Source organism: Prochlorococcus marinus str. NATL2A (assembly GCF_000012465.1).
In the GTDB taxonomy this organism is placed as follows: Bacteria; Cyanobacteriota; Cyanobacteriia; order PCC-6307; family Cyanobiaceae; genus Prochlorococcus_B; species Prochlorococcus_B marinus_B.
On sequence record NC_007335.2, the window covers coordinates 25,763 to 40,446 of the forward strand.

Consider the following 14,684-nt stretch of genomic DNA (forward strand, 5'->3'; position numbering starts at 1 on the left):
GCGTTAAAAATGTCGAAATAGACTTGATTGGCCAATTTTAGTTTTTTCTAAATTATCCCAGAAAATATTGGGTTTACCTTCTTTAATAAACCCAATAATTTTGGCAGATTTTAATTTATTTGATAATGATTTTGCCCATTCTTTAGGAAGACTTAGTATCAATTCATAGTCCTCACCCCCATTCAGGAGCCATTCATCCCAAATATCATCTTTTGGCCAGTCAGTATCTTTGAGAATAGAAGTTTTTGATAAAACTGCTTGACAATTACTGGCTTGGCAAATACCTCTAATTGATTCAATTAGTCCATCGCTGCTATCAGTTCCTGCGGCTCTCCAACTAATTGATTCAGGCTTACATGCTATTAAGGCTTTGAGTGCTTCTAAAGCAGGATATGGGCGTTTATGTGCGTTGATAGCCCTATTAATCAGCTCAGGACTTAATTGGGCTTCACTTGGTAGTTTCTGGGATGTTAAAAGGGCCAAGCCAAGCCTGCTTAATCCATGAAATCCAGTGCTAACAATGTAATCTCCAGGTAAAGCATTTCCTCTATGTAGTCTGGGGAGATTCATTTCTCCAATTGCTGTAATTGAAATCATTTTTGTTTCTCCGCTCGAGCAATCTCCACCGATTATTTCTCCTCCAAATTCTTGCATCGCTTCCAACATTCCTTCATATAGATTTTCAACCCATTTCCAATGTGTGTTTGGCGGCAAAACAAGTCCAACAGTAAAGGAAGTTATATTTTCTGAGCCGCTGCAAATAAGATCAGAAATATTTGTGGTAATACATTTCCAGCCAATATCTTTAGCATTAGATATTTCATCAGAAAAATGAATTTTTTCTACAAGTAAATCAGTATTAATTAATAAACTTTTATTTTTTGTATTTATTTCTGCGACATCATCATCTATTTGCCCACAGCTCATATATTTTTTTAAACGATTTAGTAATTCTATTTCACCTAAATCTTTAATAGTAGTTGTCACTTTATTTCGAATTTAAGCTTTAAGTTTTAGATTTTCTGAACCATTTAATACTGTAATCGATATGATTTTATCATCTACTCCAAGTTTATTTAATATTTCTGCACCTTCTATTACGTAGCCAAAAGCTGCATTTCTTCCATCAATAAGATTACGTCCAGCTGGATTTAATTCGGCTTCGTATAAGAAGAAGAAAAACTGCGACGAACCATCATTTAAATCAGTGTCAGAGTGCGCCCAGCCGAGTGTTCCTAAAGTTGCAAATGGAAGTACTGGAGTCTCAGTGTAAAGACCAACGTCTTCAAAAGTTTCGCCATAAAGTGTATCTTCCAAGCTAGATGTTCTTATTTCTAATGGAACTCTTCTCAACTCATTATTATCAGGATCTATATATCCAATCGTTTCTCCTTTAGGATCCCCAGTCTGAAGAATAAAAAACTCTTCAGCCCTATTGATTGGTAAACCATCGTAAAACCCTTTCATTGAAAGATCTATAAAGGCACCAGCTGTAAGTGGAGCATTGTAACCATCAATAATTGCATTCATACTTCCTTTTGATGTTTTAATTTCTACATTTGCTCTACCTAAAAGTCTTGGTAAATTATTATATTCACTGGGTATTTGATATGGGAAATCTTTTGTAATAAGAAGAGATTCAATTTCATCAATTGTTTTTAAGCTTTGACGCCTTACGTCAAGAAATGAGACTTTATTTTTTTCGTTCGCTATTTGCCCTAACTCATCAAGCTCTTCTTTTAAATTAGAAATTAGTTTAGATGCATTTTCTTTGTTTTCCGCCGGCATTGAGTCAAGAATTTGATTTTTTTTGTTACTTACTAAAAATTGACTTCTTGAAGTGGCTTTGCTGATAGCCGACCATCGACTTCCTCGAAGATCCTGACTGGTGTCTTCTAGTTTGTTTTGTAATTCACGTAATTCTTTTTGCTCAATCGGTAAAGAATTTCTTAATATTGCGTATGGATCTTTCAATCGATTACCATTAGGAAGACTTGCAAAAGCAGGGTTAACCCATGGAGAGCCTAAAGAAAATAGGATTGTTATCAGGGCAAGAATGCAAATCTTTTTCGCCATGTTAATTCTATGTTTTGCATGACTTTGGCACAGACTTATGATCGATTGGTATCTTTTGTGTGAATGATTTCAAGTAACGACTTTCGCACTGGCACTACGATCGAGTTAGACGGTGCAGTTTGGCGTGTTATAGAATTTCTACATGTCAAGCCTGGAAAGGGTTCTGCGTTTGTTAGGACCAAATTAAAGGCTGTTGTGAGCGGTAATGTTGTCGAAAAAACTTTTAGAGCTGGAGAAATGGTTCCACAAGCTCTTTTGGAGAAATCAAAGTTGCAACACACATATATGGACGGAGATGATTTTGTATTTATGGATATGACTTCTTATGAAGAAACGCGTCTAACAGCTAAACAAATTGGTGAAAGCAGGAAATATCTAAAGGAAGGGATGGAGGTTAATGTAGTGTCTTGGAATGAAAAACCTCTTGAAGTTGAATTGCCCAACTCAGTTGTTTTAGAAATAAAAGAAACTGATCCTGGCGTCAAAGGTGACACTGCTTCTGGAGGAACAAAGCCTGCAATCTTGGAAACAGGAGCCCAAGTTATGGTCCCATTATTTATTTCAATTGGTGAGAAAATTCGAGTAGATACTCGAAATGACAGTTATCTAGGCCGAGAGACACAATGACTATGAATCTTGATCACGAAGAGCTTCATCGCTTGTTGGCCACTTTAGCTGAGAGTGACATTCAAGAGTTTCGACTTGAGGGAGAAGACTTTTGCCTGGAAGTTAAACGTAATCTTGAGACTTCATCAGATTCAATAGCTTCTAATAAGAAAATCACTTCAGACGATATTGAATCACCACCACCTCAATCTAAAATTGACACTCTTCCAGTACCTAGCACTCCGCCTCCTTCAGTGCCAGGTTCACGCTCTGACTTGGTTGAAGTAACTGCTCCTATGGTTGGGACCTTTTATCGTGCACCAGGCCCAGAAGAGCCTCCTTTCGTGGAGATTGGATCGAGAATCAATGTGGGGCAGGCTGTATGTATTCTTGAAGCAATGAAATTAATGAACGAATTAGAATCAGAGGTAAGTGGTGAAGTAATTGAAATTCTTGTAGAGAACGGAACACCAGTCGAGTTTGGTCAAGTTTTAATGAGATTAAAACCTGTGTAAAAGTTTTTACTTATTGAGACAGAAGCCAAGCGTTATTCAATGCTGCAACCATACTTTTTTCTCTTGCCTTGAACATTCCTGCAATATCAAGAGCTGTCCCATGATCAGGTGATGTTCTTGCAAAAGGCAACCCAAGAGTTGTGTTAACGGCTTCATCAAAAGCAATTAGCTTGACAGGGATCAGACCTTGATCGTGATACAAAGCGAGTATTCCATCAGGTGCATTGTTTTTAATTGAGGCCCCATTCCATGCATTTACTGATGAAATCCAACAGGTATCTGGAGGGATGGGCCCAATAATTTTTATGTCTGGATTATCTAATTTCCATTCATCTAAAATAGGAATAATTAAGTTTTGTTCTTCCATACCAATTTTTCCTTCTTCCCCAGCATGTGGATTTAAGCCGGCTATTTGTATTGATGGCTTCTCTTTGAACTTACGACAGAAATTCAACAAGGTATCTAATTTATGTCTAATCAATTCTTTGGTTAAAGTATCATTTATTTTATTAAGTGGTATATGTGTTGTAGCTAATAAAGTATTAAATCTCCATCCATTATTTGGTGAAATTGCTGTAAAAAGCATAGATGTTTTTTTGTTAGTTAATTTACCCAATAACTCAGTTTGACCTGCAAATTTATGCCCAGCTTTATGCCAAGCAATTTTAGAAATAGGTGCTGTTACTAGAGCATTAGCTTTTCCTTTTAAAAGTATATTAGTTGCATTCACAAGCCATTTAAAGCTTGCAGACCCAGTATATTCGTCAACTATTCCTGGAATAACTTTATTTTCTAAAGGGATATCAATAATATGAAGTTTGTTTGGATCGGGAATATTATCTATTCCATATTTAATTAATTTTGAATAGGTTTCATGAATATTATTTTTGCATCCTACAAGTAAAGGCTTTATATTTTTATTTAGGCTTTTAGATCCAAGAGCTTTTAATGTTATTTCAGTCCCTATTCCTGCCGGATCTCCTAATGAAATAATAAGTGTAGTTCTATTTTCTTTTGTAAGTTGAGATTTTTGCATGTTTTGATGTTTTCTTGGGGTTTTGATTTTTTAGCCAAGTTATTTGTAATAGTTGGCTTGGAATAGATTGGAATAAGTTTTTATAATCTTGGATTTACTTCATTAGAATTTCATTATCTATTAAACTAAATTAAAGTGACTATTTAAAATACATGGGCTAATGATAAGTTGAAAAATAGAGACTATTAATTTATTTTTAGTTGTAAGAAACAATTTTTTAACCCAGATTTAAAATCTGGATAAATTAGAGAATAGCCAAGTTTTTTACATAATAACTTGTTATCAACTTTTCTATTCTCCTGCCAAAAAGATATTGCCATTGGACTCATTGTTTTTTGTGCGATTTCAAAAGGCACTCTTGATGGTAGAGACTTTTTGGCTATTTTCGCTGCAAAATTAATTACGTCAAGATTATTGGCTGGCAAGTTATCAGCTACATTCACTATGGATGGAGTTTTCCCTTGAAAATAGAGATTAATTAAGAATAAGACAGATCCAGCAATATCATCGACATGAATTCTTGAAAAAACTTGACCTGGTTTATCGATCATTTTTGTTGTTCCATTTAACAGGCTTTCAAAAACAGATCTTCCAGGTCCATAAATTCCTGGCAATCTAAGGATTTGAATGGGAAGCTTTGTGTCTAACCATTGTTTTTCACAAGACAATCTACGAATACTTCTATCTTGCTGAGGGTTGGGAGGCGTATTTTCATTGACCCAGTTCCCTTTTGAATCTCCGTATACACCAGTAGTAGATAAATAACCCACCCATTTTATCTTTTTTGAATTTAGTAATTGAGTTTTAAGTTTAAGAAGTACAGGATCTTCTCCACTTAATAAAGGAGGTATGCAACTTAAGATATGTGTTGCTCCCTCCAAAATTTCATTAGACAATTCTTGATCAGTATTAAATATAAAATCAGCTCCTTTGCTACCCTCTCTTCTCCTGCTGCATAAAACTTTTACTCCTAAATGCCTTCCTACACTCGCAATTCTTTGTCCACTAAAGCCACCTCCAAATATGATTAATTTTGATTTAGGCGGTAGAGGCCTAGATCGCTTGACAATCTCTTGAATCATTAGTACAAATGTATTATGTTGATTATTTAGCAATGGTTGCTTCCTATTTCAAGCCTAGTCTGAATTCCATTAATGGAGCTAGGAAATTAAGGAAAGATAAAAAAATATCTTTACAAGAGAAAAATCAAAACCTTATAAAACCTTTACTTGCATCAATTTGCTTTCTTTTTTGCATTATTCTTGTCCCTGAAAAATCCTCCAATTTGGCTTCTATTTGTGAAAAATATAATTCTTCTGTTGCTTGTCAAGTTTGGTAGTAATTAAGCTGCTTGCCAATGATAATCGACATTGAATTTGGATTTTGATTTTTTAAAACTCTCAATAGGTTTTGGCTGGGCCCATTTTAGAAGCCTTAGAGCCAAAAGTATGTCTCCTTCAGTCCATGCTTTTATTGCCATAGAGCGTCTTGGGTCGTAAAAACGTTGCTTTCTGTACCATTCAAAAGCATCATTATCTGTTTTGCTTCCATTACATGAGAGGCAGGCAGGCACACAATTTTCAGTGATGCTCAATCCACCTCTGCTTCTAGGTAAAACATGGTCAATAGATTCTGATGTTTTACCACAATAAATACAACTATTACCGGTAAATTCATGTAATGATTTTCTCCATCTTCGATTACGCAGCTTTGGACAGAGATCTTCTAAGAAAACCGCATCCCTATTGTGCATAAGTAGAAATTAGCTATTTGGATTCTGCCTTGATAGACCGATAAGTCAATGTATCGGAAATAGCAATTTTAAATTTTATAAGATTTATTTTTTAATTGATTTAGAATTAGATCTAAAAATTTTATATTTATATAAATAAAACTAATAATAATTAATAACTATAACGATCGACATATTTCCCCTTAGGAGTCTTCTCTGCACTATGGCTTGAAGAAGTTACTTCACTTGTTAAGTCTTTATCATTATTACCCCCTATAGAACTCGATTCACCCGTATACAGATCGCCTAAATAATTAATGCAATCTTCATATTTTGTAGGATTTTGAACTACTTCTTCAACAATTAAGGAAGCAGCTTGTTTTGGTGAAGTTTTGAATAAACCTTGTTTTTTATTTTTTATAAATTGATAGGCTGCTTCCCAGCTTGGCTCATGCGTGTTGCCCCCATTCCTCATAAAGCAATATATATCTGCTCCATTTGTGACTGCTGCATTAATTCTTAATCCTAAAGTGCTGCCGCAGACTAAACAAATTATTGAAATTGGTAAGAGGTTTCGCTTTATCCCAAATGACATGATTTTAAGAGGATTATCAAATTTAAATTATCTATTTTTCTTGCTTCTGTCTAGCGTTAGTTAGTATTAGTTTTTTTGTTTATTTTGCTTCATCTTTGCAATATAAAATATTGAACTCAATTTTTTACTTTTGATCTTGATTTTTTTACATGACCTTAATATCTATTTTTTGATATAGTGACTTAACAATATTTTTTGTGTTTACAAAAATAATAATGAATACAGTTCAAGTGAAAAAACAGGCATTTTTAAAAGAGGCTTGCTTTTTCTTTAAGAATGCATCTGTGTATGCGGAGGAAGGAGATTTGCAATCATGTGCTGGCTTGATTTTGAAAGCACTTGATAAGGAGAGAAGAGCTGGTGGGGTGGGACCTCAAGTGCTTCATCTAATTAAAACAATATAGTTATTTTGTTGAGCGCTTAAATATTATTCGTTATTTAGTACTGAAATTGTTTTTGCAATTCCTTGGCCAGTGGGGACGTTTAGTTTGCCCATTTTATCAAGAGTGCTTTCTAAAGCTGATATGACACTAATAATGTCTCTATTATTGACAAATCCTAAATGTCCTATTCTAAAGATTTTTCCTTTTAAATGATCTTGACCTCCAGCAAGGAGTATGTCGAAGTCATTTTTTATTGCCTTTCTTATACTTTCAGCGTCAATATTTTCAGGCTTAACAGCTGTTATTGCTGGACTTCCAAAATTTTCTTTTGTAAATAAATTCAAACCCATCGCTTTTATTCCTTCTTGCGTTGCTTTTTGATGACGAGCATGGCGGGCAAATATATTATTTAACCCTTCTTTTTGCATCATTGTTAGTGAAGCTTCTAAAGCAAAGTATAAATTTATTGCAGGTGTAAAAGGATTGCTATTTTGATTAACTGTCTTTAAATATTGTTTTAGATCTAAGTAAAACTTAGGTAAATTTGATTGATTATTTGCTTCCCATGCTCTTTTGCTCATAGCAACAAAACTCAGGCCAGGTGGAATCATATAACCTTTTTGAGAGCCTGAAGCTATTACATCGATTCCCCATTCATCCATTGGGATGTTACATGCACCAAGACTTGTTACACAATCCGCAATTGTAATGGCTTTACTATGATTTTTTACTTCGTTATTAATCGATTTAAGATCATTAATCACTCCTGTTGAAGTTTCTGAATGAGTTAAAATAACTGCTTTAATTTTTTCATTGGTGTCTTCTTCAAGAATCCTCTTAAATTGATTTGGATCAAGAGGGGTTCCCCAATCAGCTTTTACAACTTTTACATCTAATCCGTATGCCCTTGCTACTTTTACCCATCTTTCACCAAATTTTCCATTATCGCCGCAAATGACTTGATCACCTTTGCTTAATGTATTAATTATTCCTGCCTCCATTGCAGCTGTCCCACTTCCTGTAATTGTTAGGACGTCTGCAGTTGTTTGGTGAAGCCATTTGAGTTGTTCAGTTGTTTTTTGAACAATTTTTTGAAAATCTCCACTTCTATGACCAATGGGGTGTTTACTCATAGAACTCAAAACATTTTCTGGGACCGGTGTTGGTCCAGGAATCATTAAATTGAGTTTGTCCTGCATTTACTTATTCAAATCTAGATTAGTATTATTTTAAAAAATTATTTAGGTAATATCCTTTATCGTCAGCTCTTCCAATGATTTGAATCAATTTACTCTTCCCGTTTGGGTGGTTGCTGCTGCAAAGTCAGCAACAAATATTCTTATTGGCAATAAATTTAGGGATAAAGAGAGAATTGATTTACCAAATAACGAAAAATCGATTTCGGTACCTATTTCTTCTTCTGCTTTACTTGATAACGGTAAAAGATCTTTAGCAGTCAGTCATTGTCAGTCTGGATTGCCTCTTGACATAACAAGAGGAGTAGAAATCTGGGCTTATATTCAATTAAGTAAAGGAGGTTTTCAATCTAAAGGGAAAGTTCGTAATGGTTTTCCTGATTGGCTTGATTTTCATGCCGGTTATGGAGTAGGTAAATTTCAATCATCTGGTCAGCCATGTATCTCTCAGTTTGCGCGTGACTTGCTATGTATTAACCTTTACCCTCTTTTACCCAAAGGTAGTTCAATTAAAGTTGAGATTATTTTACCTGAAGGGAAAGATCGTGCATCAAAGACAAGTAATGAAGCCTTTGGAGTTGTAGATGGATTGTCACTCATTGGGACCCAGGCTGAGGTTCAAATTAGTGCTTCTCCAGATCAGTTGAAAAACACTAAAGAGCTTTTGCACCACAAATGCTCTGAAGCAAAATTTGATGGATGTTTGACTTTTGTGATTGGTGAAAATGGAATGGATTTAGCGATGAAATATGGCCTTCCAGCTAATCAAATTATTAAAACCGGGAATTGGTTAGGTCCTCTTCTGGTTGCTGCTGCAGAAAATGGAGTCAAGAAACTTTTATTATTTGGATATCATGGAAAACTCATAAAACTTTCTGGCGGCGTTTTTCATACACATCATCATCTTGCCGATGGAAGGATTGAAATACTCACTTCAATTGCATTCAGAGAGGGAATCTCATTTGATTTGATTGAGTTAATAAGTAAATCAACATCGGTGGAAAATGCTTTATTAACGCTTGAAGTAAGTAACCCAGAGGCTGTGTCTTTGATATGGAGCAGGATGGCTAAAGAAATTGAAATTAAAAGCAGAAGCTATGTGAATAGATATTTGTCTTCATCAATGGAAATAGGATCTGTTTTATTTGATCGTAAAAGACAAATGCGTTGGGCTGGTCTTGAGGGTTTAAAACAGATTAATTCTTTGGGGTTAATTCTTAAGCGATAGGCATATTTCTATTCTCTTAATTAGTCTATTTGATAAGAATGTTTTATAAGGATTCATCAGGTTGATATGGCTTCAATGATTTCAGCTGAAAAACGTAATCCAGCAATCGTAATTCTCGATTTTGGTTCTCAATATTCAGAATTAATTGCTCGAAGGATTAGAGAGACAGAGGTTTACTCATTAGTTATGAGTTACACAACATCTGCTGACCAATTACGTTCACTTAAGCCTAAGGGAATTATTTTAAGCGGAGGTCCTGGATCTGTTTATGAAGAAGGTGCTCCATATTGTGACCCAGAGATTTTTAATTTAGGAATTCCTGTTCTTGGTGTTTGTTATGGAATGCAATTAATGGTTCATGAGCTAGGAGGATCTGTAAAACCTGCTGCTGGGAAAGCCGAATATGGAAAGGCTCCTTTAGAAGTTGATGATCCAACAGCGTTATTAACGAATGTTATTAGTGGTTCAACGATGTGGATGAGTCATGGTGATTCAGTTCAGAAATTACCCAAAGGATTTGTCAGATTAGCTCATACTTCGAATACTTTAGAGGCTGCTATTGCTTTGCATGATAAGAGCTTTTATGGAGTGCAATTTCATCCCGAAGTTGTTCATTCCACTCATGGAATGGTTGTAATAAGAAATTTTGTCTATGATATTTGCTCTTGTGAGCCGGATTGGACAACAAATTTATTTATAGATGAAGCTGTTTCTCAAGTACAACAACATGTAGGCGATAAAAAAGTTTTATTGGCTCTATCTGGTGGTGTTGATTCATCAACTCTTGCATTTTTGTTAAACAAAGCAATAGGACCTCAATTGACGTGCATGTTTATTGATCAAGGTTTTATGAGAAAAGGTGAGCCAGAATTTTTAATGTCTTTTTTTGATGAAAAGTTCAAGATTAATGTTGAATACATCAATGCCAGAGAAAGATTTATTTCACAATTAAAAGGAGTAACTGATCCTGAGCAAAAGCGTAAAATTATAGGTAGAGAATTCATTCGGGTTTTTGAAGAAGAGAGTCTTCGATTAGGCCCTTTTGATTACTTGGCTCAAGGTACGCTTTATCCAGATGTAATTGAAAGTTCTGGAACAAATATTGATCCAAAAACTGGCGAACGAATAGCGGTTAAAATTAAAAGTCATCATAATGTAGGAGGGTTGCCAAAAGATTTGCAATTTAAATTGGTAGAGCCTTTGAGACGTTTATTCAAAGATGAAGTCAGAAAAGTTGGTAAATCACTGGGATTGCCAGATGAGATTGTTCGAAGACATCCATTTCCAGGTCCAGGATTGGCTATAAGAATTTTAGGAGAGGTTACTCATGAGAAACTAAATTGTTTAAGAGACGCAGATTTAATTGTCAGAGAGGAAATTAATAATGCTGGCTTGTATAACAAAATTTGGCAGGCTTTCGCAGTTTTATTGCCTGTGTATTCAGTCGGAGTAATGGGAGATCAAAGAACTTATGCTTGGCCAATTGTTGTTCGTTGTGTTTCTAGTGAGGATGGGATGACTGCTGATTGGTCGCGTTTGCCGTATGCAGTTTTAGAGAAAATTTCTAACCGGATAGTTAACGAAGTAGAGGGAGTCAATAGAGTTGTTTTAGATATAACAAGTAAACCCCCTGGAACTATTGAGTGGGAATAGTTCAGGGTAGTAAAACGTAGTCCACCACTCAAAAAGGTGGTTTTGTGTGGGTTTTGTTTGTCACCTTGTCACCTTCTCTGTAAAGACATCGTAGATAGTTCATTTTCTCTACACCTGAACCGTAGAGAACTTGTAGAGAAAACGTTGGAGAAAAAGTATTTATTTTGAAATAACTATTTTGCGAGATATGTTACTAAATTGACTACTTTTATAAGACGACTTCTTACTCCTTTTTCAGGACTTCATCTTGTCCTCCTTTGAAATGTCAGGTTGATATAAAACAAAAGTTTATTTCTGCTCTATTCAACTATGACATATTTACGTAGAGAAATCGTAGAAAGGTATTGTTCTCTGAAAGATTAAATATTTTTATTCTGTGGAAATTGTCAATTCTCCGTTTTAGAAACCCAGAACTGATACATACTTAAGAAGGTCGTGGGATGTTTTTCTTCAAACTTTGCCCAGTTTTGTAAGTTTGTTTGCTTCCTATCTTCTGGGAAATAGTCTTCATATTTAGATTTAATTGGTTTTGGAAGTAAGAATCCAAGAAAATTTAATTTATTTGATGTGAGAGTTTCTTGTAGTTGGTTAATGGTGAATCTATGTTCTTGCGTGTGAACGCAAAGATCTCGGAATTCCGATAACGAATAGAAGTCAGAAATTGTTTTTAATGAGTTTAAATAGTTTAATTTACTCCCAATAACCTCTTGTCTAAAATTACGAATATTTTCTTCGTTCGATTGAATTTTTTTATTGATAAAATAATTCCTTGCCTTAACAATATCTTTTCTTCCTAGTTCACTATATAAACCCAATTTAAGAAAACCATTATTTTTTAAAACCTTAAATAACATTCTCAAACCTTCTGAGGGATTATCCATATGGTGTAAAACTCCTGAACATAAAATAATATCAAATTCTTCCTCTAGTAAATTAACTTTTAAGATATCCATTTGAATTAGTTCAACATTATTAATTCCAAGTTCATTCATCTTTCTTTTAGCATAAGAAATACTAGATAAACTTATATCAATAGCAGTTATTTTAGAATTCTCATACTTCTGTGCTTCTAATATTTGCTTACCTGTTCCACATCCAGCAATCAGAACTTTTAATTGCCCATCTTGTAAAGTTTGATTTATATAATTAGGTTTGATGTCATTATTGATTTGACTGGTAAAAGATATTTTTAGACTTTTTGAATAATTTGCATATCTCCATCTAGGAAATGGATTTTCTTCATACTGAACTTTTACTTTTTGAGATATATTATCGTTTATAGTTCCTAACTTTTTGATATCATTAGATAATTCAATTTCTTGGATAGGTTCTTTTATTTGTAATTCTATCAGTTCTTTAAAACTTTTATTAGAAGAATTAATAAATTTTAAAGATGGAATCTGATCAAGAAGTTTATATAGTGGAAAATAACAAGATAAAATCGAAATATTTATTTCACTTAATTGACCATCTCTACATCTTTCTATGATTGTATTAAGACACATATTTTCTTCTTCAGTAGATGAATAAACATAGTCGTTCAAGAAGCATTGCTCTCCTAATGCAGTAATGAATTGTAATTCTAAGTAATTAATAGTCTCTATATTACGAGAGATATAATCGCACATATTTCTTCTTACTTTGGTTAGCAGTTTCTCCAGTTCAAGATTACAGAAGATTATCTTTTTAAATGCATTAATAATAACTTTATCATTGAGAAGTAATTTTATTTTTGAAAAATCTGAATCTAATTTTTGTAGAATACTGATTATTTCACCACTATATAAAAAATTAAATACATTTGCTAATTCTTTATGAGGCACATCATTTCTTTCTAGTAGAATATTTAATATATTTTTTAAGTTTGATTTGCTTAAATGAGATAGATCTGAATCTCTTAAAAGTCTTGTGATTAAGATGTAATTCTTAGAATTTGTTGGATTGGTCTGAATTGCTTTTAAATAAGAATCAAATGCTTTATGAATTCTTTGCTCCTTAAAGGGTTTGGAAGCAGTATTTGTATTAATAGTGATATTTTCTTTGATTACTTCCAAAGTAAATGGAACTGGGAATGTAATGACTTCATAGACTTTCTTCTTTCTTTCTTCTTTTGGATTAGGTCTATCCATCTTCTCTTGTTTTTGCTCTCTTTTAGTTCTTACAAGTTTACTATTAATTCTTTCTTAAACTAGTTACTACTTACAGAGCGAGAATAAAAAGTAGGTCTATATATTATTTTTGTACCTAAAGAGCAGGTGACAAGGTGACAAAATGTAAGGTGGTGACAAGAAATCGTAGAGAAATACTCTACTAATTCTCTACATTTTATCGTTCCACACCAAAAAAACTAAAAAGTAATGGCATTTTCACTTCCACACCACTTCCACACCGTATAATAAGGGGTGAAATCCGAGTCCACCACTCAATTTTTTCCACAGGTGCTATTGAGTGGGAATAAATAATATTTAATATCTAATAATGTCATCATTAGAGTTACAATTAGGTAGAGAATATAAGAGAAGAGAATTACATAATTTTTCTAGTGGGCAAAGGTAAGGAGGAATTTCTACTCCTCAGAAATATCCTTATATTTTAATAATTACTTCTAAGCGTGGACAAGAGCATGGATATGTTGATCGTTGGGTAGAAAATAATAATTTTTTCCTATACACAGGTGAAGGGCAAAGAGGTGATATGGAGTTTAAAGGAGGCAATAAAGCAATCAAATATCATAGACAAAATGATAAAAAAATATTTTTATTTCAGGAAACGAAAAAACCTTTATTGCATTAAAAGCAGAACTTAATTTTATTGATTATAAGTATATTCAAGCTCCTGATACGGAAGGGAAGAATAGAAGAGCAATTCAATTTAGACTTCAATCCGTAAACGCAGAACCAGAAAGGGAAGTGGAACCCATTTCAATTACGAAACTACATCTGAAACCTGATAAAACTGAAAGACAAGGTTTAGTAATTAGTAGAGTAGGGCAAGGATATTACAGGCAAGAACTTATTAAAAAATTTAATGGTAGATGTGCTGTCACATCGATAGATAGAGAGCAGATTTTGATTGCAAGTCATATAGTTCCATGGCGACTATCAACTGATGAGGAAAGATTAGATGTAGAGAATGGGATTTTACTCTCTCCTCTTTATGACGCACTTTTTGATAAGCATCTAATTAGTTTTAATGATGATGGCGAAATTTTAATTGCTAATAGCATTAAAGATGACAACTTAAAAACTAATATTCGTCCAAATGCGAAGATTATAGTTACTGAAGGAATGAAGAAATATCTGTATCGTCATCGACTTTTGTTGAGATAAAAGAGGTTACACGTATGTTATACGTGAGAAAACTTTCCTTGAGACACTAGTTCACTACTCGATTATTTTTTGCTGGATTATAGAGTGGAAGTAATAGTAACGTCTACTTTCCAGTGATAATTTGATTTATACGGTTTTACGTAGGTTTTACGTGAGAGGTATGATGAGGATATAACTAGGGTTTTGAAGTGTCAGTTTTACGTGGGTTTTACGTGGAACACTTTTACAGTCTCCATGGAGAAATCGTAGAAAGTTGATTTTCTCTACACTTATAGAAAATTAAAAGCAAGAATTTCTTTTTTTGATTTTTCTATAAACTCACAATCTTAAATGTT

15 protein-coding genes are annotated in these 14,684 nt (G+C 33.8%); 7 read left to right on the top strand and 8 right to left on the bottom strand.

What is annotated here, in order from left to right:
• Positions 1-3: 3 nt before the first annotated feature.
• Entirely contained in the window at positions 4-987 is a 984-nt protein-coding gene (gene thiL / locus PMN2A_RS00130) for a thiamine-phosphate kinase (RefSeq protein ID WP_011293984.1), read from the bottom strand.
• Between the two features lie 12 nt (positions 988-999).
• Entirely contained in the window at positions 1,000-2,076 is a 1,077-nt protein-coding gene (locus PMN2A_RS00135; RefSeq protein WP_011293985.1) for a peptidylprolyl isomerase, read from the bottom strand.
• A gap of 63 nt (positions 2,077-2,139) precedes the next feature.
• On the opposite strand from PMN2A_RS00135, the gene efp reads away from it, so the two are divergent.
• Together efp and accB are read left to right on the top strand one after the other, a co-directional pair.
• Entirely contained in the window at positions 2,140-2,703 is a 564-nt protein-coding gene (gene efp, locus PMN2A_RS00140) for an elongation factor P (RefSeq protein WP_011293986.1), read from the top strand.
• Positions 2,700-3,197: an acetyl-CoA carboxylase biotin carboxyl carrier protein gene (gene accB / locus PMN2A_RS00145; RefSeq protein WP_011293987.1), complete on the top strand. Its 498-nt coding sequence runs from the start codon at positions 2,700-2,702 to the stop codon at positions 3,195-3,197. Before efp ends, accB begins: the two co-directional genes overlap by 4 nt.
• Positions 3,198-3,207: 10 nt before the next feature.
• Here accB and pdxA read toward each other — a convergent pair whose 3' ends face one another.
• Positions 3,208-4,233, bottom strand: a complete 1,026-nt coding sequence (gene pdxA / locus PMN2A_RS00150; protein WP_011293988.1) for a 4-hydroxythreonine-4-phosphate dehydrogenase PdxA — start codon at positions 4,231-4,233, stop codon at positions 3,208-3,210.
• A gap of 185 nt (positions 4,234-4,418) precedes the next feature.
• Positions 4,419-5,315 (bottom strand): SDR family oxidoreductase, encoded by an 897-nt coding sequence (locus tag PMN2A_RS00155; RefSeq protein ID WP_011293989.1) that lies wholly within the window; start codon positions 5,313-5,315, stop codon positions 4,419-4,421.
• 8 nt (positions 5,316-5,323) lie between these two features.
• On the opposite strand from PMN2A_RS00155, the gene PMN2A_RS00160 reads away from it, so the two are divergent.
• Positions 5,324-5,572: a hypothetical protein gene (locus PMN2A_RS00160; RefSeq protein WP_011293990.1), complete on the top strand. Its 249-nt coding sequence runs from the start codon at positions 5,324-5,326 to the stop codon at positions 5,570-5,572.
• 3 nt (positions 5,573-5,575) lie between these two features.
• Here PMN2A_RS00160 and PMN2A_RS00165 read toward each other — a convergent pair whose 3' ends face one another.
• Both PMN2A_RS00165 and PMN2A_RS00170 read right to left on the bottom strand, forming a co-directional pair.
• Complete coding sequence (locus PMN2A_RS00165; protein WP_011293991.1) at positions 5,576-5,986, bottom strand: HNH endonuclease; 411 nt, start codon at positions 5,984-5,986, stop codon at positions 5,576-5,578.
• Between the two features lie 151 nt (positions 5,987-6,137).
• Positions 6,138-6,560 (bottom strand): DUF6554 family protein, encoded by a 423-nt coding sequence (locus PMN2A_RS00170; RefSeq protein WP_011293992.1) that lies wholly within the window; start codon positions 6,558-6,560, stop codon positions 6,138-6,140.
• Between the two features lie 215 nt (positions 6,561-6,775).
• On the opposite strand from PMN2A_RS00170, the gene PMN2A_RS00175 reads away from it, so the two are divergent.
• Entirely contained in the window at positions 6,776-6,964 is a 189-nt protein-coding gene (locus tag PMN2A_RS00175; protein WP_225866307.1) for a hypothetical protein, read from the top strand.
• Between the two features lie 23 nt (positions 6,965-6,987).
• Here PMN2A_RS00175 and PMN2A_RS00180 read toward each other — a convergent pair whose 3' ends face one another.
• Positions 6,988-8,142 carry a pyridoxal-phosphate-dependent aminotransferase family protein gene (locus PMN2A_RS00180; protein ID WP_011293994.1) on the bottom strand — a complete coding sequence of 385 codons (1,155 nt, stop codon included), beginning with the start codon at positions 8,140-8,142 and terminating at the stop codon, positions 6,988-6,990.
• Between the two features lie 79 nt (positions 8,143-8,221).
• Between PMN2A_RS00180 and cbiD the strand changes: the two genes are divergently transcribed.
• Positions 8,222-9,367, top strand: a complete 1,146-nt coding sequence (gene cbiD, locus PMN2A_RS00185; RefSeq protein WP_011293995.1) for a cobalt-precorrin-5B (C(1))-methyltransferase CbiD — start codon at positions 8,222-8,224, stop codon at positions 9,365-9,367.
• A gap of 66 nt (positions 9,368-9,433) precedes the next feature.
• Positions 9,434-11,020 carry a glutamine-hydrolyzing GMP synthase gene (gene guaA, locus PMN2A_RS00190; RefSeq protein ID WP_011293996.1) on the top strand — a complete coding sequence of 529 codons (1,587 nt, stop codon included), beginning with the start codon at positions 9,434-9,436 and terminating at the stop codon, positions 11,018-11,020.
• 386 nt (positions 11,021-11,406) lie between these two features.
• Here guaA and PMN2A_RS00195 read toward each other — a convergent pair whose 3' ends face one another.
• Positions 11,407-13,149, bottom strand: coding sequence for a class I SAM-dependent methyltransferase (locus tag PMN2A_RS00195; RefSeq protein WP_011293997.1), 1,743 nt, complete (start codon positions 13,147-13,149; stop codon positions 11,407-11,409).
• A gap of 780 nt (positions 13,150-13,929) precedes the next feature.
• On the opposite strand from PMN2A_RS00195, the gene PMN2A_RS00200 reads away from it, so the two are divergent.
• On the top strand, positions 13,930-14,349 hold the full coding sequence (locus PMN2A_RS00200; RefSeq protein ID WP_049752671.1) for an HNH endonuclease: 420 nt from the start codon (positions 13,930-13,932) through the stop codon (positions 14,347-14,349).
• Positions 14,350-14,684: the final 335 nt, after the last annotated feature.